22 protein-coding genes and 1 other RNA gene are annotated in these 21,804 nt (G+C 58.5%); 7 read left to right on the top strand and 16 right to left on the bottom strand.

Annotated features, from left to right (window positions below):
• Positions 1 to 3 precede the first annotated feature (3 nt).
• The gene (locus AC1RAC_RS14785) at positions 4 to 462 is read left to right on the top strand and encodes a MaoC/PaaZ C-terminal domain-containing protein (protein WP_492616699.1); all 459 of its coding nucleotides are present in this window, start codon (positions 4 to 6) and stop codon (positions 460 to 462) included.
• A gap of 571 nt (positions 463 to 1,033) precedes the next feature.
• On the opposite strand, the gene AC1RAC_RS14780 is transcribed toward AC1RAC_RS14785, so the two are convergent.
• From AC1RAC_RS14780 to AC1RAC_RS14745, 8 genes are all read right to left on the bottom strand, one after another.
• Positions 1,034 to 1,339 (bottom strand): hypothetical protein, encoded by a 306-nt coding sequence (locus AC1RAC_RS14780; protein ID WP_492616698.1) that lies wholly within the window; start codon positions 1,337 to 1,339, stop codon positions 1,034 to 1,036.
• A 202-nt stretch (positions 1,340 to 1,541) separates the two neighbouring features.
• Complete coding sequence (locus AC1RAC_RS14775) at positions 1,542 to 2,627, bottom strand: LLM class flavin-dependent oxidoreductase (protein WP_492616697.1); 1,086 nt, start codon at positions 2,625 to 2,627, stop codon at positions 1,542 to 1,544.
• Complete coding sequence (locus AC1RAC_RS14770; protein WP_492616696.1) at positions 2,600 to 3,127, bottom strand: LLM class flavin-dependent oxidoreductase; 528 nt, start codon at positions 3,125 to 3,127, stop codon at positions 2,600 to 2,602. The genes AC1RAC_RS14775 and AC1RAC_RS14770 overlap by 28 nt, the downstream gene beginning before the upstream one ends.
• Before the next feature lie 28 nt (positions 3,128 to 3,155).
• Positions 3,156 to 3,497 (bottom strand): TonB-dependent receptor, encoded by a 342-nt coding sequence (locus AC1RAC_RS14765; RefSeq protein WP_253074163.1) that lies wholly within the window; start codon positions 3,495 to 3,497, stop codon positions 3,156 to 3,158.
• Positions 3,498 to 3,531: 34 nt separating this feature from the next.
• The gene (locus AC1RAC_RS14760) at positions 3,532 to 5,676 is read right to left on the bottom strand and encodes a TonB-dependent receptor (protein WP_492616695.1); all 2,145 of its coding nucleotides are present in this window, start codon (positions 5,674 to 5,676) and stop codon (positions 3,532 to 3,534) included.
• Between the two features lie 84 nt (positions 5,677 to 5,760).
• Complete coding sequence (locus AC1RAC_RS14755; protein ID WP_229999822.1) at positions 5,761 to 6,183, bottom strand: FecR family protein; 423 nt, start codon at positions 6,181 to 6,183, stop codon at positions 5,761 to 5,763.
• Between the two features lie 14 nt (positions 6,184 to 6,197).
• The gene (locus AC1RAC_RS14750) at positions 6,198 to 6,704 is read right to left on the bottom strand and encodes a DUF4880 domain-containing protein (RefSeq protein ID WP_492616694.1); all 507 of its coding nucleotides are present in this window, start codon (positions 6,702 to 6,704) and stop codon (positions 6,198 to 6,200) included.
• The gene (locus AC1RAC_RS14745) at positions 6,701 to 7,198 is read right to left on the bottom strand and encodes a sigma-70 family RNA polymerase sigma factor (RefSeq protein ID WP_492616693.1); all 498 of its coding nucleotides are present in this window, start codon (positions 7,196 to 7,198) and stop codon (positions 6,701 to 6,703) included. The genes AC1RAC_RS14750 and AC1RAC_RS14745 overlap by 4 nt, the downstream gene beginning before the upstream one ends.
• 16 nt (positions 7,199 to 7,214) lie before the next feature.
• Here AC1RAC_RS14745 and AC1RAC_RS14740 point away from each other — a divergent pair, with 16 nt between their 5' ends.
• A complete protein-coding gene (locus tag AC1RAC_RS14740; protein ID WP_492616692.1) occupies positions 7,215 to 8,231 on the top strand; it encodes an MFS transporter in 1,017 nt (338 codons plus the stop codon).
• A gap of 209 nt (positions 8,232 to 8,440) precedes the next feature.
• On the opposite strand, the gene AC1RAC_RS14735 is transcribed toward AC1RAC_RS14740, so the two are convergent.
• From AC1RAC_RS14735 to AC1RAC_RS14715, 5 genes are all read right to left on the bottom strand, one after another.
• Positions 8,441 to 9,697, bottom strand: coding sequence for an integrase domain-containing protein (locus AC1RAC_RS14735; protein ID WP_229999830.1), 1,257 nt, complete (start codon positions 9,695 to 9,697; stop codon positions 8,441 to 8,443).
• A gap of 188 nt (positions 9,698 to 9,885) precedes the next feature.
• Positions 9,886 to 10,282: a transfer-messenger RNA gene (gene ssrA / locus AC1RAC_RS14730) on the bottom strand.
• Positions 10,283 to 10,376: 94 nt separating this feature from the next.
• Positions 10,377 to 10,655, bottom strand: coding sequence for a PA2433 domain-containing protein (locus AC1RAC_RS14725; RefSeq protein ID WP_020301768.1), 279 nt, complete (start codon positions 10,653 to 10,655; stop codon positions 10,377 to 10,379).
• 136 nt (positions 10,656 to 10,791) lie between these two features.
• Entirely contained in the window at positions 10,792 to 13,602 is a 2,811-nt protein-coding gene (locus tag AC1RAC_RS14720) for an FAD-binding and (Fe-S)-binding domain-containing protein (protein WP_492616691.1), read from the bottom strand.
• A gap of 70 nt (positions 13,603 to 13,672) precedes the next feature.
• Positions 13,673 to 15,367: a lactate permease LctP family transporter gene (locus tag AC1RAC_RS14715; RefSeq protein WP_492616690.1), complete on the bottom strand. Its 1,695-nt coding sequence runs from the start codon at positions 15,365 to 15,367 to the stop codon at positions 13,673 to 13,675.
• Positions 15,368 to 15,618: 251 nt separating this feature from the next.
• Between AC1RAC_RS14715 and AC1RAC_RS14710 the strand changes: the two genes are divergently transcribed.
• Positions 15,619 to 16,386 (top strand): FCD domain-containing protein, encoded by a 768-nt coding sequence (locus AC1RAC_RS14710; RefSeq protein WP_014719963.1) that lies wholly within the window; start codon positions 15,619 to 15,621, stop codon positions 16,384 to 16,386.
• Positions 16,387 to 16,413: 27 nt separating this feature from the next.
• On the opposite strand, the gene smpB is transcribed toward AC1RAC_RS14710, so the two are convergent.
• Positions 16,414 to 16,896, bottom strand: a complete 483-nt coding sequence (smpB, locus tag AC1RAC_RS14705) for an SsrA-binding protein SmpB (protein WP_003176160.1) — start codon at positions 16,894 to 16,896, stop codon at positions 16,414 to 16,416.
• 167 nt (positions 16,897 to 17,063) lie between these two features.
• Here smpB and AC1RAC_RS14700 point away from each other — a divergent pair, with 167 nt between their 5' ends.
• Both AC1RAC_RS14700 and AC1RAC_RS14695 read left to right on the top strand, forming a co-directional pair.
• Positions 17,064 to 17,498 carry a type II toxin-antitoxin system RatA family toxin gene (locus AC1RAC_RS14700; RefSeq protein ID WP_003194226.1) on the top strand — a complete coding sequence of 145 codons (435 nt, stop codon included), beginning with the start codon at positions 17,064 to 17,066 and terminating at the stop codon, positions 17,496 to 17,498.
• Positions 17,491 to 17,793, top strand: coding sequence for an RnfH family protein (locus AC1RAC_RS14695; RefSeq protein WP_486083545.1), 303 nt, complete (start codon positions 17,491 to 17,493; stop codon positions 17,791 to 17,793). The genes AC1RAC_RS14700 and AC1RAC_RS14695 overlap by 8 nt, the downstream gene beginning before the upstream one ends.
• Positions 17,794 to 18,098: 305 nt before the next feature.
• Here AC1RAC_RS14695 and AC1RAC_RS14690 read toward each other — a convergent pair whose 3' ends face one another.
• Entirely contained in the window at positions 18,099 to 18,626 is a 528-nt protein-coding gene (locus AC1RAC_RS14690; protein WP_492616689.1) for an outer membrane protein assembly factor BamE, read from the bottom strand.
• Between the two features lie 98 nt (positions 18,627 to 18,724).
• Here AC1RAC_RS14690 and fur point away from each other — a divergent pair, with 98 nt between their 5' ends.
• A complete protein-coding gene (fur, locus tag AC1RAC_RS14685; protein WP_003194220.1) occupies positions 18,725 to 19,129 on the top strand; it encodes a ferric iron uptake transcriptional regulator in 405 nt (134 codons plus the stop codon).
• Positions 19,130 to 19,214: 85 nt separating this feature from the next.
• On the opposite strand, the gene recN is transcribed toward fur, so the two are convergent.
• Positions 19,215 to 20,888, bottom strand: a complete 1,674-nt coding sequence (recN, locus tag AC1RAC_RS14680) for a DNA repair protein RecN (RefSeq protein WP_003194217.1) — start codon at positions 20,886 to 20,888, stop codon at positions 19,215 to 19,217.
• A 254-nt stretch (positions 20,889 to 21,142) separates the two neighbouring features.
• Between recN and grpE the strand changes: the two genes are divergently transcribed.
• Positions 21,143 to 21,703, top strand: a complete 561-nt coding sequence (gene grpE / locus AC1RAC_RS14675) for a nucleotide exchange factor GrpE (RefSeq protein WP_034126999.1) — start codon at positions 21,143 to 21,145, stop codon at positions 21,701 to 21,703.
• Positions 21,704 to 21,804: the final 101 nt, after the last annotated feature.

The raw sequence follows: 21,804 nt of genomic DNA, 5'->3' as shown, positions 1-21,804 counted from the left end.
GAAATGAGTGATCATAGCGACTTATATTTTGAAGACTTTATAAAAGGGCAGGTTTTTGCTCTCGGTAGTGCGTTGGTTACAGAGTCTGGAATTATTGATTTTGGCCTTGAGTTTGATCCCCAGTCGTTCCATATCGACCCTGTCGCGGCGGTCACCTCACCGATGGGAGGGCTGGTTGCCAGTGGTTTTCATACGCTTGCACTTAGTTTTCGGCTATTTATTGACTTAGGGTTGCTACGGGCTTGTAGTGTAGGAGGCGCGAGCTTGAATGATGTGCGATGGATTAAGGCCGTTCGCCCAGAGGATGTAATCAGCGGTTCGGTAACGGTTCGCGACGTTCGCAGTATCCCATTGCCCGGTAATCGAGGGCTTGTTCAATTTAGGTTTGAGATCATTAATCAGGAGCGTAGCCCTGTTTTGTCTTATCTGGCTACGATTGCGCTAAAAGGACGAGATGCCTAAACGAGATCACTTGGTGGCTGTGAAGATTAAATTATTAGGTATTTTATTGATCTCATAGGTATGGCTTCAACCTTGCTTTGGGGTGGCTTCGCTACAGAGCTTGGTACTGCTGGTTACATGGTGGTAGTTTCAGGCATCATTGCTTGTGCGGTGCGACTTTATAGATATCGCAAACTTAACGGTGACCAAGTCAGTGGATCGAGATATCCGTACCGGCGATCGTCAGCGAAGGATTGTTTCAGTCGGTTCAAGAGCGACCGGCCGAAAATCGCAGAGCGCGTCAGCGCCGTCATGGTGCGGTCTATCTACTTCAGGGCTTGACCGTTTGCGGCCATTGTCACTACGCCTATTACGGTAAAAGGTCAGCAAGGCAGCGGCCAAAGGCCAACGTCGGGACTATGCCTATTATCGTTGCATTGGAACCGATGCCTACCGCTTTGGTGGCGAACGCGTCTGTGACAATCAGCAAATACGAACGAACCGCCTCGATGAACTGGGGTGGCAGCAGGTTGTTGAACTGCTCGCCCACCCCGGAAGGCTAAAGAATGAATATGAACGTCGGCTGGGTATCCTAGAAGAAAAAGCACAAACAAACCCTGATACCGCCGCGCTGGAACGACAACGACTGCAACTTGAGAAAGGCAAGTCGCGGCTCATCGATAGCTATGCCGAAGGTATAATTGAGTTTGGTCGTTTTGCTGAGAGAAATCGTAGGAAGCGAGGCTTGGGTAAACCGGAGACGTTTGACTTCCTGGGCTTCACACACTGTTGTAGTGCCAACAGAAGTGGTGGGTTTCAAATACTGCGCCTGACGGTCAAGAAGCGAATGCGTGCGACGCTGCTGGCTATTCGGGATGAGCTGAAACGCCGACGTCATGAGCCTGTTCGAGTCGTGGGCCAGTGGCTTAACCGAGTGGTCAGTGGGTACTTCAATTACCACGCGGTGCCCGGAAATCTGATACGTCTTGGCGGTTTTCGTTTGGTGGTATGCCGTCTATGGCGGCAGGCTCTCAGGCGACGCAGCCAGCATAACCGGCTTCAGTGGTCACGCTACGGACGCCTTGCCGACCTCTACATACCTAGACCCAGAAATGCACATCCTTACCCTGAAGATCGCTTCGCGTCACGTACCCAAGGCAGGAGCCGTATGCAGTAGTTCCGCACGTACGGATCTGTGCGGGAGGCGGCAGGCAACTGCCGTTCCTACCGCGACCGTCGCGCGCAGCCAAAACATTTGCGGGAGTATCGTCTATCAGGAGTAGCTGTTCGGGCCGGAATCCAGACAGTTCGGTGACTTTTTCATAAAGATGGGTGTTTGGCTTCCTGCAAGACAGCGCAGCAGAATAGAAAATACCGTCGCAATACTGAGCTATGCCAATCGATTCCATCAGAAACCTTGCATGAAGGTGCTCCTGGTTGGTCGCAAGATACACCTTGACGCCATGACGCCGTTGTTCGTCGAGATCAGCCAGCAATCTCAGGTCAAGCCGGGCATCATTTTCAAACCAATACTTCAAAAAAATTTGTGGCGAAAGGCCCGGTGCGATGCCCGGCAGCACGGATTTCAGCGTCACCTCTAAGCTTAATTTACCTGTGACTATATCGTCCCAATGCGGCGCGAAGAGCGCCGCATGGAGATCTGAGAATGCTAGCCCAAGATCCTCTTTGAGCAATGGCAGGCCGGACAGGATGAACACCTCCACACCGGCGTCCACATACTCCTTCATCACGGCTTCAACGGTATCGGCGCTGCCGACGATAGCGGTGCTTGGGCCTGGGCGTACCAGGCCGATACCCGCCCACAGGTTGGGATAGATCTCCAGGTCGCGGGCGTTGTCCGGGCGACGTTCGCCATGCAACGCCGACATGCGTGCCTGGCCCACCGAGTCGGAGTTACGCGCCAATGCCTGGCGGCTCGCGATGGCCTGCTCGTCCATGCTCGCGTACAACTCGTCGACTGCCTCCCAGGCCTTTTCCTCGGTGTCGCGCAGGATCACATACAGGCGCACGCCAAAGCGCAGGGTGCGGCCATGGGCAGCGGCGCGGGCGCGCACCTGGGCGATTTTTTCCGCGGCCTGAGGCGGTGTTTCACCCCACGTCAAATAGGTGTCGACGTGCTTGGCGGCGATTTCCTGGGCTACTTCCGAGGAACCGCCAAACCACAACGGCGGCGCGTGCCAGGGCCTCCGGGCAAGGCCAGGCGCGCATTGCGGATATCGAAATGTTCGCCTTTGAAGTTGACCGTTTCGCCATTGAGCAGCGGTTTGAGCACGCTGAGAAACTCGTCGCCCAAGTCGTAACGCTCGTCGTGGCTGAGGTTAAGGCCGTAGGCGCCTAAGGTGTTGGCGTCGCCGCTGACGACGTTCAGCAGTAAGCGGCCCTTGGACAGATGGCTGAAGGTCAGCGCTATTTTGGCCAGCAGTGTGGGAGAAATCAGCCCTGGCTGGATTGCCACCAGAAAGCGGAAATCTTCGGTAAAGGGGATCAGCGAAGCGCCGAGAATCCATGGGTCATGAGCCCCGGTGGCGAGTAGGGCGCCGGTGAAGCCAAGATGGTCGACGGCGCGGGCCACTTGCTGCAGATAGGGGTAGGTCATCGACCGTGAGCCGCTGGCGGTCCAGGGTTGCGGGCCGTCGGGGGCGGTGAGATACCAATAGACTTCCATACATAGGTCTCCAGAAACTGAAAAAGTATTACCAGCGGGTGGTCATGGACACACCGAAGGTGCGCGGATCGCCGAAGAAGATCGCATTGCCGCCGTAGGTGGTGGGCAGGGAGTGGTTGACATACTTGCGATCAGTGACGTTTTGCGAGTAGAGCGATACCCGCAGTTTTTCATCCTGGGATTCCCAGGCCATGCTGGCGTTGCCCAAGGTATAGGCGCCTTCGCCCAGGACCGGATCGGTCTGGTTGTTGGCGAAGTAAAACTGCCGGCTGCGGTAGCTCCAATCGGTCTGCGGAATCAGGTAGCCGCCGGTACTCAGCGGGTAGCGGTACTCGAGGCCGAAGGCGGCGCTGACACTTGGCGCGCGCACGAAACGGTTGCCAGAGTAATCGTCGCTGCCCGACTTATAGTCGGTGAATTCCGTGTGGAGCAGGCCGACCCCGGATTGCAGATGCAGGCCCCTCGAGGGGCGCCGCTTCGACTTCCAGTTCAGCGCCGCGAACCTTGCCACTGGCACCGTTGGTGAGGGTAGACAGCGAGCCCGTGCTGGTTCCAATGACGGCATTGAGTTGGATGTCTTTGTAGTCGTAATAGAACACGCTGCCGTTGACGTTCAGCCGGTTGTCCAGCCACTCGGACTTGAAGCCCAGTTCATAAGCGGACAGGTATTCTGGCGATACAGTGGCGACCGATCCCTGAGTGGTGGCGCCAGTGTTGAACCCGCCGGAGCGAAAGCCCCGTGCATAGCGGAAATACACGCGGGCATGGTCGTTGATCTGATACTCGGGGGTGACGTCCCAGGTGAAGTCGTTCCAGGTTTTGCTCTCGTCCTGTACAGCGGTTACGGCGAGGGGGCCGCTGATGCTGCTGCGCGACCACCAGCGGTCCGGGTTGCTGAAGGCGGCGGCGCCGGTGGCGGCAACGCGGTCGAGGTCGATGTCCTTTTGTTCGTGTGTCCAGCGCAGTCCGGTGGTCAGGCTCAGGGGCTCGCTGACCTGCCACGTCGTGCTGCCGAAGATGGCGAAGCTGGTGTTGCCCTGGTCGGTTTCGGTGCTATTGAAGTAGGGCGTCAGCGAGGTGTTGTCCACCGACGCACGGGACTCGTTATAGTCGAGTTTTTCGTGGAAGTAATGCGCGCCCGCAACCCAGCTCAGGGTACGCTCCTTGGGGGAGGCGATGCGCAGTTCTTGAGACCACTGGCGGCTGTGTAAATCGCGATAGCCGCGCGATAGGTCGAGCGGTGTGTAATCGCTGTCGCCACGGATGGTGCGGGTGACATCCTCGAAGGCGCTGATGGACGTCAGGGTCAAATCGTCCAACTTCCAATTGAAGGTTGCGGACGCGCCTTTGTGTTCGAGGTCGTCGCGGCCACTGACGTTGTAATTGACGTGGGTGCGCGACAGTCTCGGTGTGAAGCCATAGGCATTGGTGCCATTGGTGCTCCGGGCGAAAACACCACCGGTGCTGCCGTCCAGGCCGTTGCCGTTGCTGTGGAACTTGCGATAGTGCAGATTGAATACGCCGTCGAAGGTATCGCTGAAGTTGACCGCCAGTTGCAGGCGCAGGGCGTCATCCTCGGTATCGCCGCTGCGCCCGCCGAGGGTCTTGTCGTCGGCCAGACCGTCGCGTTCGTTGTGTCGGAACGAAACGCGTGCGGCGATCTTGTCAGACACCAACACAGCACCCCCGGCACCTTCGACGGTGCGGTTGTTCTGGCTGCCGCCATCAAGTGTGAGGTAGCCGGGATTGTCCTTGAAGTCCGGTTTGCGCGAGATGAAGTTAATCGCGCCGGCAGTGGTGTTCTTGCCCCACAGCGTTCCCTGCGGCCCCTTGAGCACTTCGACCCGAGCCAGGTCGAACGGGGGGAAACTGGTGGCATCGACGTTGTTCAGATACACGTCATCCAGGTAGATGCCTACCGGGCTGACGGTATTGGCGCGTTGGTCTCCCGTACCAATACCCAGGATCCACCAGCGCGGGCGCTGGTTGTCGATGGTCGCGGAAGAGGTATTGGGGATAAATCGCGTAACCTGGGTGGCGCTGTTGCCAGCATGTGTATTCTCCAAGGTACGGCCGCTGATGACGCTGATCGGCACCGGGACTTTCTGGGCGCTGTCTTCGCGGCGCTCCGCGGTCACCACGACGTTCTCCAGTCGAGGCGCCTCCGGGGTACGGATGGCCTGCGGAGCCGAGGGCTGGGCGGGACGGCTGCCGGCTGTCAATTGGATGCTGATGGCACCGGCACGGTCTCTTTGTACGCGCAGGTTGGAGTTTGCCAGTGCCTTGGCCAATGCCTGCTCGACGCTCATGTCGCCGTTGATGGCGGGGCTGTACGAGCCTTGCATGGCCTGCTGGTCAAAGGCGATCAACTGTCCGCTTTGACGCGAGATGGCCAGCAACGTGCTGTTCAACGGGCCGGCGGCAATCGCGTAATGGATACGCTGTTCTGCCGCGTGGATCGGTGCAGTCAGTAGCATCGCGGCGGGCAAGCCTGCGAGGGCGATGGAAAGGGTAAGTCGGTTGAGCGGTTTACGCAGAGGGTGCGGCATGGCGGGGCATCCTGGGTTGTCTGCTGGGATGACCCGCCAGGGCCACATATTTCCAGTCACTCCTCAGACTGAAAAAGCATTAGCTTATGCCGCGTCGATACTCACCCAAAGCTGGGTGCGCCGCTGCAGTCGGATTGGCACGATGCTGGTGAGCATGGCCAGGGCGTGGTCGGTGTCGTCCAAAGGCAGCATGCCGCTGATGCGCAGGTCCGCCACGGCGGATGATAACTGCAGGATGCCCCGTCGATAAGGACGCAGGGCTTCGACCACTTGGCGCAACGTCATCGAATCTGCTTCCAGCAAACCTCGGAGCCACAGCGTATCGCTGCCGTGGGAAAGGCCGGTCTGCCACTGGCGGCCAGCTCCGAGCCGGGCCCAATGGCCCTTGCGCAATGCTTGCCAACCGCTATCGGTTTGCAGTTGCAGGTCGTTTTCCAGCGCCACGACATAACAACCCTCTTTCTCGTGACGCAACAACAGCCGTTGTTGCTCCGCCTGAATGTGCACGCCATTGACTTCAATCAGGAACGGCTGTGACTGCGCACATCGAGAAGCAATTCACCGGTCTGCAGCACCAGCCCGCGCTGTTGCACCGCAAAGCGTGGGCTCGCTCGTGAGGCAGCGTTCAGGGTAAGGTGACTGCCGTCCTCGAGATCGAAATCATGGCGTTCGGCGATGCCGGTGTAGAGGTCACCGGGCCAGGCAAAACCGCTGCTGCCCACACGGCCCAGCAGGGCCACACCCACAGCGGTGGCGCCGATGGCCAGCGCACCGCGCAGGAATTGGCGACAACTGGAGGGCTTATTCAGGACACGGTGCAGGCGCTGGCGGCTCAGATCCCCCAGCATGGAGCTTTGCAGCAAGCCAAGTTTTTCGCTGAGCTGGGCAATGCATCGGGCATGTTCGGGGCTCAGGGACTGCCACTCGAGAAACTTCGCTTCGCGGCGTGGGTCCACTTCGCCCGAATGCAGGGCGGCGAGCCAGCGCGCCGCCTCGATGCGCATTTGATGCTGTTCGTCGGCGTTCATTCTGCCAGCGCCAGCAGGCAGGCCAGATAAGCCCGCTCCATGTGCTGATGCACACGGCTTTTGGAAATGCTCAACTGATGGCCGATCTGCTCGTAGGTCCAGCCGTCGAAAAGACTGTGGATGAACACTTCCTTGGCCTGAAGCGCCAGCCCGCTGAGTAGACGGTCCAACAGCAGGAGAGTGTCGATCAGCATCGCGTGCTCTTCGGGAGATGACACGGTGTTGGCGGGTTCCTCGTCCAGCGTGGCGAGGTAAGCGCGCTCGAGATCCGCGCGGCGCCAATTGTTAATCATCAAGCGCTTGGCGATGGTACTGAGCAACGCCCGGGGTTCGCGGATATCGCTGAGGTTCTGTAGCCCCAGCAGGCGTACGAAAGCGTCTGTGGTTACGTCGTCGGCGCTATGCTCGCAGCCGAGGGTGTTACTCACACGCTGGCGCAACCACAGGTAGTGCTTGGAGAACAGGGCGGTGAACAGTTGATGGTGAGTAGACATAGGCAGGGGGAACGTAATGATCGGGGTGATTGTCAGTGCCTCGTGGTTGGCGATCCTGTTGCTCTACAAATGGGTTCCGCGCTTGCTGGCCCATTTGGGGCTCGTCAAGATGAATATCCTCAGCGCAGCGCTGACCATTGCCGCGCTGATCGGTATGACCTTGACTACCCATTTGGTACTGATTTTTTCGCTGAATTTCGTGCTCGGCATCGGCTTGATCCTGCGCTGGATCGCCTGCGATACATGGATTGTCGCGGTTGCCTCGAAAGACGAGCGCGGTCGGGCGATCGGCGTACATGAGACCTTGATGAGCCTGGGTATTGCTGTCGGCCCGCTGCTGTTGATTGTATTTGGCGTCGGCAGCGCCGTGCCTTACTACGCCTGTGCCGGGATCGTGTTGTTGTCCGGCGCGCTGGCCTTAACCCTCACGGACTACGATACGCGACCGCAAACCCCAGCAGAAAAACGCCATGGCACGTTGTTCAGCATCATTCCAACGGCACTGTGTGGTGCGTTTATCGCGGGCTTTTCGGAAACCTCATCCATATCGTTCCTTGCAGGCTACAGCCTCTCGGCGGGTTATCTGCTGACCGCCGCCACCCTGCTGATATCGGCGTTCGGAATGGGGGGCACCCTCCTGCAACTGCCAATCGGCTGGATGGCCGACCGCAGTTCGTACAAAGTCGGCCAATTGGTCTGCGGCTTGATACTGTTGCTGGGCACCCTGGCTATTCCGTTCAGCCAGCCGCTTCCTTGGCTGGCGACGATTGTCGTATTCCTCTGGGGCGGCGCCATTGGTGGCATGAACACCCTGGCTGTGATCGAGGCGGGAGACCGGGTTGGAGAACAACAAGTGTCCACCGCCATGACGGCCATTGCGATGTTCTACACCTTGGGCAGCGTATTGGGTCCCATTGCCACGGGTGCCACAGTTTCCTACATCAGCGAGCATGGATTGATGATTTCGGTAGGCACAGTCGGTGCGCTTTTCATTGCAATGTTGATTTTGCGCAGAGCCCCTGCACAAGAGTAATTTGCGCCAGTGACCTTGTTTAGCGTCGCACCCTCTTGCACCCAACTGAAGATAAATTTGGCGGAATGCGTTTAGGACGCCATCACTCACAAGTGAGCCCCTGCACACGGGAGTGCGGAGCCTTCCCGTGTGCAGGGGCTTTGCTGGAAGAGCATAGGCGGGCAGGGCTTAGGCGGTGCTCATAGATTCTGACACCATTCAAACGCCCTTCAACGTATCGGGATGATGTTGCGTCCTCTGGTTTGATTAATACCCGATGCCGACAAGCTTCCAGTGGCTGCCTTCTGTATATGCTCACTCCACCAAGCCATCATCGGACGCCGGCGTTCGATGTAATCCGCCCGGTTGTAGGCGCTCCGAACTTCGTCCTTGTCGACATGCGCCAGCGCGACTTCGATTAGCTCCGGATCCCATCCATGCTCGTTGAGGATTGTGCTGGCCATGGAGCGCATGCCGTGGCTGACCAAGCGGTCCTGAAAGCCCATTCTTTTCAACGCCATATTGGCTGTCTGGCTATTCGCGTGCGTGCGCGGGTTTCTATCTGACGGGAACACATATTCCCTGTGGCCGCTATGGGGCTTAAGCGTATCCAATAACGAAAGTGCATGTTCGGTAAGCGGGATTATGTGCGGACGACGCTTTTTCATTCGCTCTGCAGGGATTGTCCAGATGCGTTTGTCGAGGTCGATATCTGCCCATCGGGTGGTCGCCGCTTCGGAGGGGCGGGTCATGGTATGAAGCTGCCATTCGATCAGGCAGCGGGTCGTCCGCTTGATGCTAGCGTTCGCGATTTCCATCATGAGCTCCGGAAGCTCGTCAGGCGGTAGCGCGGCCATATTTTCTTTCTTGGGTTTCTTGAACACCGCTCGAATGCCGGTGAGAGGGTTGGCAAAGATCATTCCGGAGTTGACCCCGTAGGTCATGATCTCGTTAAGGCGCTGGCTCACTCGCTTAACTGTCTCGAGGCTGCCTTTAGCTTCAATCGGACGAAGCAGCTTGATGACCATCGGCGCGTTCACTTCCGATAACGGCGTTGATTTCATGCTTGGAAAAACATGCAGTGTTAGCGAGCGCCAGATGTCTTCGGCATACGCCGGGGTGACGGAGTCTTTCTTCAATTCGAACCATGCGGTGGCTACGTTCTCGAACGTATGTTCCGTTTCCGCTCGTTTGGCTTCCTGCAGCTCATTGCGCTGAGCTTTTGGGTCGATGCCCTGTGCAAGCAGCTCTCTGGACTCAACAGTTTTCTTCCTTGCTTGTGCAAGAGAAACCTCGGGATAAGAGCCCAGTGCCATGTTGATTCGATTCTTGGTGACGGGATGCCGGTAGTTGAAATTCCACTGCATCGAGCGATTGACCCTGACTCGCAGCTGGAGCCCGTCGCCATCGGTGAGGACGTAATCTTTGTCTTTCGGTTTGACCGCCTTGAGCTGACGGTCGGAGAGGCGAGTGGTTTGAGCGCACATGAGAAGTACTCCATGACACCTTTTGGTATTCCCAAGATTAGCGCCGGGTAGCCGGGAATACCATTGGGAATACCAAAATGCCTGGAACTCTAAAACCCTCGAAAGCTCGCAATAGCCCTGAAAACCCCCGTATTTACTGGATTACAGGCACAAAAAAAGACGTCCGTGGACGTCTTTAGATGATGAAATGGTGGAGCCGGGGGGATTTGAACCCCCGTCCGCCAGTACTCCGCTGTCGGTACTACATGCTTAGCCGTTTCTATTAAGTTAACCCTCAGCGACCCGAAGGGCAGGGTGCTTTGGGCGAGTTGTGTAAGTTTTAGCCGCTTCGTCCACAACGTACTGCACGGCGATTCTGTTCTATATGACAATCACTTTGGGTTTACAGACATCCCCTGGTGATTGCTGGACCCGAAGGTACCAGAAGCTCAGGGCTAAGGCTGCTTACGCAGCGAGAGCGAATTCCTGGCCGTAGTTTTCGTCATTGGCAACTATAAGAAGTTGCAACAGTGGATTTACGAGTTCTGTTACCAACTCGGCATGCACCTAAAGTTTCGCGACCGGCGTCGAATCCTAAACGGCCCCGTGCTTGTAACTCGTTGTTTCTTAGTGAGTGACAAGCCTGTGCAGTGTACGCCAAAACGTCAGCGAAGGCCAACCCGAAGGTTGGCCCTCTCGCTTACTGGCCGCCTTTCTCGCTGTTCTGCAAGTCTTGCAGAGCCTTGGAGGTGATTTCGATGCACTTCTTCTCATCACCGGCGGCGTGGGCGGCCTTGGCCTGGGAGACGGCGGTGTCTATTTCGCCACTTTTACCGCTGGTGTCGGTGGCGAGCAGGGCTTTGCCGTTGTTGATTTTGTCCAGGTTGATCTGGCACAGGTCTTTGTCACCGGCGGCGAAAGCGGGGGAGGCGAGCATCGCAGCGGTCATGAACAAGCCAGCAAGAGCGGAACGCTTCATAGGGTGTCTCCTTGCGCAAAAGGGCTCGACGCTGCTGGCGTGCAACCGCTGCCAGCGACATCACTGATGGGCCTCGTTTGTCGAGGCCTATGCAGATGACTGCGCCGGTGCGCCAGGGTTCGGTTTTTTTGCCGGGTCAGTGGGCGCGGGCGCGGGTGACGCGGTCTACCAGGTAGACCAGGCCGTGGTAGTCGATGCCGCCGTGCTGGCTCAGGCCGATCTCGCAGGTGCGGCTGGTGGAGATGCCTTCGCTGCAATATTGCACGGCCTCCTTGAGTGAGCGCAGGGAGTGGGCGTTGAGCTCTGGTGTGGTGAAGCCTTTGTCGCCGGCAAAGCCGCAGCAATGAATGCCTTCGGGGATCACCACGGTTTTTGCGCAGCGTCTCGCCAGTTCGATCAGTGCCTGGCTCTCGCCCAGATGCTGGGTGCTGCAGGTGACGTGCACGGCGATGGGCGCTTCCTGGGGTGTGAAGTCGAGGCGGTCCATCAGGTGGGTGCGGATAAAGCGCACGGGGTCGTAGAGGTCCAGGCGCGTTTCTCCCAATTCTTGCACCAGGCGCAGGGTGCAGGGGCTGGTGTCGCAGTAGATCGGGTCGAGGCCGCCGCGGCTGGCGTGGAGCAGGGCGCCGATCAGTTCCTGGCGCTTGTGTTCGGCCTGCTCGGCGTAGCCTTTGGAGGCGAAGGGTTGGCCGCAGCAGAGGCTGTCCTGGTTGTCGGGGAAGACTACCTGGTAGCCGGCTTTTTCCAGCAACTGGCGGGTTTTGTCGTACAGCGACATTTGCTCTTTATCGCCGACTGCCGGGCCCATGGCGCGGGAGACGCAGGCGGCCAGGTAAACCACGCGTGGGCGCGCGTCCGTCACTGCAGGGCTGAAGCGGATGGCTTTTTCGGGCTGCGGCATGGCGTTGGTCCACTGCGGAATTTGCCCTTTGGACAGCTTGGTCAGTGTGCTCGAGAGCTTGGCCAGCCGTGGGGCGCCCAGCAGCATGCGTGCGCCATTGGCGACGTGCAGGGTAAAGCGCGCACCTTGCAGCGCGGTGGCGAAATGGCTGGCGAGCCAGTCTGCGGTTTTCGTACGGTTGGCCTCGCGGCTGCGCAGCTTTTTCACCAGGTCGCCGGTATTGATGCCTACAGGGCAACGTTGCGCGCATAAGCCAGTAGCGGCGCAGGTATCGATGCCCTGGTAGTGGTAGGCCGCTTCCAGTTCGGTGGTGCCCACGCCTGCGCGTTTTTTCGCCTGGATGTCGCGCCAGATCACGATGCGCTGGCGCGGGCTCAGGGTCAGGCCTTTTGACGGGCACACCGGCTCGCAGAACCCGCACTCGATGCACTTATCCACAAGCTCATCGGCGGCGGGCAATGGCTTGAGGTGCTTGAGGTGGATCTGCGGGTCTTCGCTGAGCACCACATCCGGGTTGAGGATGCAGTTAGGGTCGAGCAGGCGCTTGAGTTGCCACATCAATTGATAGGCGTCGCTGCCCCATTCCAGTTCAACGAACGGCGCCATATTGCGGCCGGTGCCGTGTTCGGCCTTCAGCGAGCCACCGAACTCCACGGCCACCAGTTGCGCGACGTCGTCCATGAACGCTTGATAGCGTGCGACTTCTTCGCTGCTGTTGAAGCCTTGGGTGAACACAAAGTGCAGATTGCCTTCCAGGGCATGTCCGAAAAGGATGGCTTCGTCGTAGTGATGTTTGTCGAACAGTGCGATCAAGCGATTCACGCCAATCGCCAGTTGTTCGACCGGGAAGGTCACGTCTTCGATGATCACGGTGGTGCCGGTTTTGCGCACGGCACCTACGGCCGGGAAGGTGTCTTTGCGGATGGCCCACAGGCGCGCGTTTTCCAGTGGGTCTTCGGTGAAGTCGACTTGTTTCTCCACGGGAAACGCCGCCAGGGACGCCATGATGCGCGTCAGTTGTTCGTGCAGCAGCGATGGCGAAGCGGCGCGGGATTCGATCAGCAGTGCGCAGGCGTTTTCCGATAGGTGCTGTACGAAAGCAGGCATGCCCGGTTTGTCCTGCACCGAGCGCATGCTGCGTCGGTCCAGCAGTTCAACGGCGGAGACTGGCTGAGTTTTCAGCACGGTGACGGCGTTGCAGCAGGTTTCGACATCCGGGAAGACGATCAGCGCTGAGGCTTTGTTGGGGTGATCGATCACGGTGTCGTAGGTGACCGCACTGATAAATCCCAGGGTGCCCTCGGAGCCGACCAGCAGGTGGCTGAGGATGTCCAGCGGGTCATCGAAATCCACCAAGGCATTGAGTGACAGGCCGGTGGTATTTTTCAGGCGGTATTTGTGGCGGATCTTCGCCGCCAGCTCAGTATTTGCCCGTGTTTCACGACCTAACAGGGCCAGGCGTTCAAGCAGTGTGCTATGTGACTGGCGGAAGGCTTGCACGCTGGCGGCATCTTCGGTGTCCAGGCGGCTGCCATCGGCCAGCACCAGGCGGATGCCCGCCAGGGTGTGGTAGGTGTTTTGTGCCGTGCCGCAGCACATGCCACTGGCGTTGTTGGCGACGATACCTCCGATCTTGCAAGCATTGATGGACGCAGGGTCCGGGCCGATCTTGCGCCCGAACGGTGCGAGCCAGGCGTTGGCCTGGGCGCCGATCACACCCGGTTGCAGGCGGATCTGGGTGCCTTGCCCGCGAATTTCGCGGTGGTTCCAGTTATCACCCAGCACGATCAATACCGAGTCGCTGATGGCTTGGCCCGAGAGGCTGGTGCCTGCGGCACGGAAGGTCACCGGTACGCGGTCGCGCTGGGCCAGTTGCAGCAGTGTTACCACTTCGTCTTCTGACTCCACGCGGATCACCAGCTGTGGGATCAGTCGGTAGAAGCTGGCGTCGGTGCCGAAGGCGAGGGTGGAAAGTGGATCGTCGAAGCGGCGATCTTGCGGGATCAGTTGTGCGACGTCGCTCAGGAAAGCAGCAGGCAGGCTCATCGGTCCTCCAGAAATAGCAGACGCCGGAAGGGTGCCCCGGCGTCGATTCTTACCCTATTACGTGCAGGTCTCAGTGCACCAGCATACCGGTGAACCAGTACGCCTGCGCCAAGGTGATCAGCCCGACGATGGTGGCAAAAAACAGGCTGTGCTTGAGGGTAAAGCGGAACAGGTCGGATTCCTTGCCCACCAGGCCGGTGGCGGCGCAGGCCACGGCGATCGATTGCGGCGAGATCATTTTGCCGGTCACGCCACCGCTGGTGTTCGCGGCTACCAGCAGGGTGTCGTTGACGCCGATCTGGTGCGCGGTAGTGGCTTGCAGTGAGCTGAACAGGGCGTTGGATGAGGTATCGGAGCCTGTCAGGAAAACCCCCAGCCAGCCAAGGAATGGCGAGAAGAACGGGAAGGCAGCACCCGTGCCGGCCAGAACCAAGGCCATGGTCGAGGACATGCCGGAGTAGTTGGTGACGAAGGCGAATGCCAGCACCATGCCGATGGACAGGATCGGCCAGCGCAGCTCAAAGAAGGTTTCTTTTAAAGTGGTAAGACCAGTTTTGAAGTCGATTTTCAACACCAACATGGAGACCAGTGCCGAGAAGAAGATCGCAGTGCCGGTGGCAGATATCGGGTCCAGCTTGAATACGGCCGGGATCGCGCTGGGGTTGGTCACGATGGGCGCGACTTTAACCACCAGTTGATCCAGGTGCGGGATCGCGAAATTGAACACCCAGCCGTACATCGAACCGCCCGCGGCGAACAGGGCTTTGAAGGGTTTGAGGGTCCAGATAGTCACCAGTACGGTGAGGATCAGGAACGGCGACCACGCCTTGAAAATTTGCCCCAGGCTGTAGGGCGAAACCACGGTGTTGCGCGGCAAGCCGAAGCCGCCGGCGCTGGAAGTGACCGCTACGCTGGAGGTGGCGCCGGCAATTTGTGCGCCTGCGGTGCGCTTGGGTTGCCAGACTTTCAGGAACAGCGTCAGGGCAATCAGGCTGGCGAGGGCCGAGGTGATGTCCGGCAGCTCCGGGCCAATGAAGTTCGAGGTGAAATATTGGGTGACGGCAAAGCTCAAGCCCGCCACCAGGGCTGCCGGCCAGGTTTCGCGAACGCCGCGCAGGCCGTCCATCATGAATACCAGCCAGAACGGCACGAACAGCGACAGCAACGGCAGTTGGCGGCCGGTCATGGCGCCAATCTTGAACGCATCAATGCCGGTGACCTGGCCTGCGACGATGATCGGAATGCCCAATGCGCCGAAGGCCACAGGCGCGGTATTGGCGATCAGGCACAGGCCGGCGGCGTACAGCGGGTTGAAACCCAGGCCTACCAGCAGCGCGGCGGTGATTGCCACGGGCGCGCCGAAACCGGCCGCGCCTTCGAGGAAGGCGCCAAAGCAAAAACCGATCAACAACACCTGCAAGCGCTGGTCGTCAGTGATCGACAGAACGGAGCTGCGGATGATCTCGAACTGGCCGCTCTTGACCGTCAATTTGTACAGGAATACCGCCGCGACGATGATCCAGGCGATGGGCCACAGGCCGTAGGCAAAGCCATAACCGGCTGCAGCCAGCGCCATATCTACCGGCATCTGGAAGGCGAAAATGGCGACCAGGATCGACAGGGCCAGGGTGATGCTGCCGGCCACATGGCCTTTGAGGCGGAACACGGCCAGCGCCAGGAAGAAGAATACGATAGGAATGACGGCGGCCAGTGCGGACAGGCCGAGGCTGCCGAGTGGGCTGTAAAGCTGTTGCCAGGTTTGCATATGGGGTGGCCCCTGATTGTTGTTGTTTGGTGAGCTTGGGTAATTGGTAATACCAATTTACAACCGCTGTGGGCTAGATTAAGAGCCAGGGCAGGGGTGTGTCAATTTGCCGCCTGCGAAACTTTGGTCGTAGGTCGGGAGGCGGAGTGTTCTGATCGGCGAAATTGAAGGCGTTCTGATAGGTGCTGCCGGCACGTCGATAGGCCAGAATAGGGGCCCCGGCGAGTGGTCGGGATGGTGGAGAGTGAGTTATGGGGTTTGATCAGGTGCGTCAGCGCCGTTTGTCTGACGATATTGTCGAGCAGCTTGAGGGGATGATTCTCGAGGGCACGCTGAAGTCGGGCGAGCGCTTGCCGGCCGAGCGCGCGTTGGCTGAGCGCTTTGGTGTATCGCGCCCGTCGTTGCGTGAGGCGATTCAGAAACTGGCGGCCAAGGGGTTGCTGGTCAGTCGCCAGGGCGGTGGCAACTATGTGGTGGACTCCCTGGGTTCGACCTTCAGCGATCCGCTGCTGCACTTGTTGGAAAGCAATCCCGAAGCGCAGCGCGATCTGCTGGAGTTTCGCCAGACCCTTGAGGCTTCGTGTGCCTACTACGCGGCGTTACGCGCCACCGAGGTTGACCGTGAACGGCTGACTGCAGCGTTTGAGGCGTTGCAGGATTGCTATGCGCGCGCCGACGAGGTGAGCCGAGTGGAGGAGGGGGCTGCGGATGCAAGGTTTCACTTGGCGATTGCCGAAGCCAGTCATAACGCCGTGTTGCTGCACACCATTCGCGGGCTGTTCGACCTGCTCAAGCGTAACGTGGTGACGAATATTGGTGGCATGTACCAGCAGCGTACCGAGACCCGCGACATGCTGATCAATCAGCATCGGGACTTGTACCTGGCCATCATCGAGGGTCGGGCCGAGCAGGCGCGTGAGGTCTCGACACGGCATCTGCTGTATGTGCAGGAGGTGTTGGAGGAGGTGCGTCAGGAGGTTCAGCGTGTGGCTCGGGCGGAGCGACGCAAAGGGATGTAGCCCGCGTGGGCTACACCGTCACAAGGATTACTCTTCCTTGCCTTTGTTGCGCACGGCGCGATGCAGCTCGCGATTGGAGTCGCGCTCGCGCTCGGTGTCGCGCTTGTCGTATTCCTTCTTGCCCTTGCCCAATGCGATTTCGCATTTGACCAGGTGCTTGCTCCAGTACCAGGACAAGCAGATGCACGCGTAGCCTTTTTGCTGCACGGCTGCGGCGAGCTTTTCGAGTTCGCGGGCATTGAGCAACAACTTGCGCGTACGCACCGGGTCGGCAATCACGTGGGTGCTCGCGGTGGTCAACGGGGTGATATGACTGCCAAGCAGCCATGCCTCGCCATCCTTGAGCAGCACATAACTGTCGACCAGCTGCAGTTTGCTGGCACGCAGACTTTTTACTTCCCAGCCGGCCAGGACCAGACCAGCCTCGAACCGATGTTCGATGAAGTAATCGTGTCGCGCTTTTTTATTTTGCGCGATGGTCCCTGTGGGGTGTTTCTTTTGTTTAGCCATAGGGGCGGCATTATAGGGAGTTGCGAGCGTGTCGGCTACGGTCAACCTGTGTGCTTGAGCGAGTTGGACGAATCCCGGACAATGCGGGCAGTTCTTTGGTTTTTTTCTCTCGCGGATTGGGCTGTTCTTTCGCGATGTTTGCCTTAAGCAGTGGAAGTAACGCTCACATGACGACGCATATTCAACGTTCGGCCCTGTTGCCCTACCCGGCGCAGGCGCTCTATGACCTGGTCAACGACGTGGCGCGTTACCCGGAGTTTCTGCCTTGGTGCTCGACAGCCGAGGTTCTGGAGAGCAGTGACGAGCACATGGTTGCCAGTGTGGGGGTGGCCAAGGGCGGCCTCAGCCAGCATTTTGTGACGCGCAATGTGCTGGTGCCGGGCCAATCCATCGAAATGAACCTGCAGGAAGGGCCGTTCACCCAACTGCACGGTGTGTGGGTGTTCAAGGCGCTGACGGACAAGGCCTGCAAGATCAGCCTGGATCTTTCGTTTGATTATGCCGGGCCGATTGTTCGTGCGACGTTAGGGCCTTTGTTCAATCAGGCAGCCAATACCCTGGTGGACGCGTTCTGTCAGCGCGCCAAGCAACTGCATGGTTGAGATTGAGGTGGTGTTCGCCGCCGAGGATCGCCAGGTGTTGCTGGGGGTAAAGGTGGCTGAAGGCACTAGTTTGCGCGAGGCGGTGCGAGCGTCGGGAATGGCGGCCCATTTTCCTGATGTTGATCTGGCTGATTGCCCGGTGGGTATATTTGGCAAGGTTGTCATGGATGCGCAGGTGCGTAGCGTACAGGCGGGCGACCGTATTGAGATCTACCGGCCTTTGCTGGCCGACCCTAAAGAGGTGCGCAGGCTACGCGCGGCCAAGGCGGCATTGGCCAGGCAGGCGAATTCTTGAGCTTGCCAAATGACAGCCTAGCTATATGGAGCGCCGCGATCCAACTGTGGGAGCTGGCTTGCCTGCGATGACGTCCTGATAGCCGGCGCATATCTACCTGATGCCCGCGATCCAAATGTGGAAGGGGGCGGTCCCGATAACGGATATGTACTCGATCTGATCCAGGATCCTGGTCGACTGTCAGATCGCTTTCGCAGGCAAGCCAGCTCCCACAGGTTCAGCGTCGCACCAAGGTTATGTAGATGCCTATGCAAATGGCAGGCAACAAAAAGCCCGGCATGCCGGGCTTTTTATCGAGCGCAAAATTATTGCGGGCTGGTGTCCAGAGGCTGAGGCGTCGGGACGGGCACGGTTTCCACGTTGTCGATGTCTTTCTGGATGGTGTCCAGCAACGAACCTGGCTTGGCCGGTACCTCGGATTTCGGTTTTTCGGCTTCTTGCGCAGGTGCGGTCACGTTGTTGCCGCTGTCCTTGCCCAGCAAGGCTTCATCGCGGCTTACGCCGGGCATGAAGTCACCGGACAGGCTCACGAGCTGGTCATTGCCATTGAAGATGACACTGACGCGCTCCTGCTGGCGTTCACCGCCACCCGGCTGCAGGCTGTAGAGATAATCCCAGCGATCGGCATGGAAAGTGTCGGTCAGCAGGGGATTACCCATGATAAACCGTACTTGCCGTCGGGTCATTCCCGGGCGTAACTGGTCTATCATGTCCTGCGTGACGACATTGCCCTGCTGGATGTCGATTTTGTAAACCCCGGGGAATGAACAACCGGCGAGTGCGAGCAGTCCCACAAAGGTGAAACTGGTTAGCAAGAGCTTGGTGTTTTGCATCGGTGGGCGACTTCCACTATCTTGGCTGGGACAACGTAAACGCCGATCATACCCGTATTAAGAGAAGCTGCGAAGCAGCATCCGCGAGAAAGCTAACCATGGTTGAAAATAGCGAACTACGCAAAGCCGGTCTCAAAGTGACTCTGCCACGAGTCAAGATTCTACAAATGCTCGATTCTGCTGAGCAGCGCCACATGAGTGCCGAAGATGTTTACAAGGCGCTGATGGAGTCTAACGAGGACGTCGGCCTGGCCACGGTCTACCGTGTACTGACCCAGTTTGAAGCCGCAGGGCTGGTGGTTCGTCATAATTTCGACGGCGGTCATGCGGTGTTTGAATTGGCTGACGGTGGTCACCATGACCACATGGTTGACCTGGATACCAATGAGGTTATCGAGTTCACCAGCCCTGAAATCGAAGCGCTGCAGCACAAGATTGCTGAGGAGCACGGGTTCGATTTGGTCGATCACAATCTCGTGTTGTACATCCGTAAGAAAAAGTAAAAATCGACGCAGTTTTGCTTTGCGAAACGATTGAAGGCGACCCTCGGGTCGCCTTCGTGCTTTCTATAGAGTGGAAAATGTCGCTTCAAGCCTTCGCGGCCACCACCATTTTTTTCGCGTGAGCCAAGGACTCCTTGGTCAAGTCGATACCGCCGAGCATCCGCGCCACTTCTTCCACCCGTTCCGACTTGTTCAGCTTGGAGACGGCGGTGTGTGTCGCGTCGCTACCGCGCACCTTATGCACAAACAGGTGCTGATGCCCTTGGGCTGCCACTTGCGGCAAGTGGGTCACCGTAAGCACCTGGCCGCGATCCCCCAGGCGACGCAGCAATTGGCCAACAATTTCTGCGGTCGGCCCGCCAATGCCCACATCCACTTCATCGAATACCAATGTGGGTACCCGTGAGGTCTGGGCGGTAATCACTTGGATCGCCAGGCTGATGCGCGAGAGTTCGCCGCCGGAGGCCACTTTGGCCAGGGCCTTGAGCGGTTGCCCGGGGTTGGCACTCACCAGCAGTTCGACGTGCTCCAGCCCATGGGGCTGCAATTCTTGACTGGCGTTGGGATGCAGCTCGATGGTGAAGCGCCCGCCTGGCATGCCCAGGCGTTGGATTTCCAGCTCAACGGCGCTTGCCAGGCTAGTCGCTGCCTGCTGGCGCAGAGCGCTCAGCTCCCGGGCCTTTTCCTGATAATGACGGGCAAACGAAGCGAGCTCCTCGCCCAGTCGTTCGATGGATTCGTCGTTCGCGTTGAGTGTTTCGATTTCATCCAGCAGTTTCTGCTGCATGGTTGCGACTTCAGTCGGCTGGATTCGATGCTTGCGAGCCAGGGTATAAATAGTATCCAGGCGTTCTTCTATTTCCTGCAGGCGAGCTGGGTCAGCGTCGAAGTGGTCCAGGAAGCGATTGAGTTCGCCCACGGCTTCCTCGACCTGGATCTGTGCGCTGGTCAGCAGGGTGGTCGCTTCGCTCAGTGAGCCGGAAGCATTGTTCACACTGGACAGGCGGTTGAGGCTGGCGGTCAGTGCGTTGAGCACATTGCCGGAGTCGCTCTCGCTGCATTGCTCGACCACTTGGCGGCAGATGCCCAGCAAGGTTTCGGCGTTGGTCAGGTTCTTGTGTTCCTGCTCAAGTTGCTCCAGCTCTGTCTCACCCAGGCCAAGGCTTTCGAGCTCTTCCAATTGGTAGCTGAGCAACTGGTGGCGGGCGCGTTGTTCGTCGCCGGAGTTGGAGAGGCGTTCCAGTTCCTGGCGTGTCTGGCGCCAGCGTTGGGCGGCCAGTTGAACTTGCCGGGAAAGATCGGTGGCGCCGGCGTACTCATCGAGCAGGCGACGGTGGGTATCGGTTTTCAGCAGGGATTGGTGTTCGTGCTGGCTGTGGATATCGATCAGCAATTCGCCCAGGGCTTTCAGGTCGCCCAGTGGGCAAGGCGTGCCGTTGATATAGCCGCGCGAGCGCCCCTCGGCGGTGATCACCCGGCGCAGAATGCAGGGGCCTTCATTATTAAGGTCGCGCTCGGCCAGCCATGCTTCGGCTTCGGGGATGTCCGCCAGGTCGAAGGTGGCCAGGATGTCGGCCTTGTCGGAGCCAGGGCGTACCACGCCACTGTCAGCGCGGTCGCCAAGCGTCAGGCCGAGGGCGTCGAGCATGATCGACTTGCCGGCGCCGGTTTCGCCTGTGATTACGCTCATCCCGCGATCCAGTTCAAGATCCAGATGTTCAACGATGGCGTAGTTATGTACAGACAGGTGCACGAGCATGACGGCCGCTCCCAGGCTTTAGGTCTGGTTATTTATACAGTGTTTTGTTCAGGCCTGACAATCCTGACGCTTAGCTCGATTTGCTTGAGTCTCGAATTTTTTTAGCGCGATGTGGAATGAGCGAGAAGGAAATGATCCAGGTCAATCGAAAGACTTTTGGTAACGCCTGCGCCCTTGAACCTGAAAATTGTGGCCCCATATACCGGAGCAGAAGCGCGAGTTGAGTTCGCGCATGATTTTGAAAGGAGAAATCTATGGCTGACGAACAGACGCAGGATACGCAAACTCCAGACGCCAATTCGGCTGCCGGTGATGAACTGGCGACTCGTGTGCAAGTGCTCGAAGAGCAATTGGCCGCTGCGCAGGATCAATCGTTGCGTGTTGCCGCCGATCTGCAGAACGTCCGCCGCCGTGCCGAGCAGGATGTAGAGAAGGCTCACAAGTTCGCGCTGGAAAAATTCGCCGGTGACCTGCTGCCTATCATCGACAGCCTGGAGCGTGGTCTTGAGTTGTCCAACCCGGACGATGAAAACATCCGCCCAATGCGCGAAGGCATCGAGCTGACCCTGAAAATGTTCCAGGACACCCTGAAACGTTATCAGTTGGAAGCTATCGATCCGCAAGCCGGCGAGCCGTTCAATGCTGAACATCACCAAGCCATGGCCATGCAGGAAAGCCATGACCTGGAACCCAATAGCGTCATCAAGGTGTTCCAGAAGGGCTACCAGCTCAACGGTCGCCTGATGCGTCCGGCAATGGTGGTGGTGAGCAAGGCTCCTTCACCCGTTGCACCTTCTATTGATGAGCAGGCTTGAAATTCGCCGCAAGGCCCCCATCTATAAGTCAAGCGTTTAAGTGCTACCGCAGTTAGCCAAAACTGCTGCGGCAACCAAATTCAAGTTTCGGGAGAGTAAAT

The organism is Pseudomonas sp. GW823-FHT02F05, from assembly GCF_058797315.1.
The sequence above is the reverse complement of the archived record's forward strand: the minus strand, read 5'-3'. Positions and strand labels throughout refer to the sequence as shown.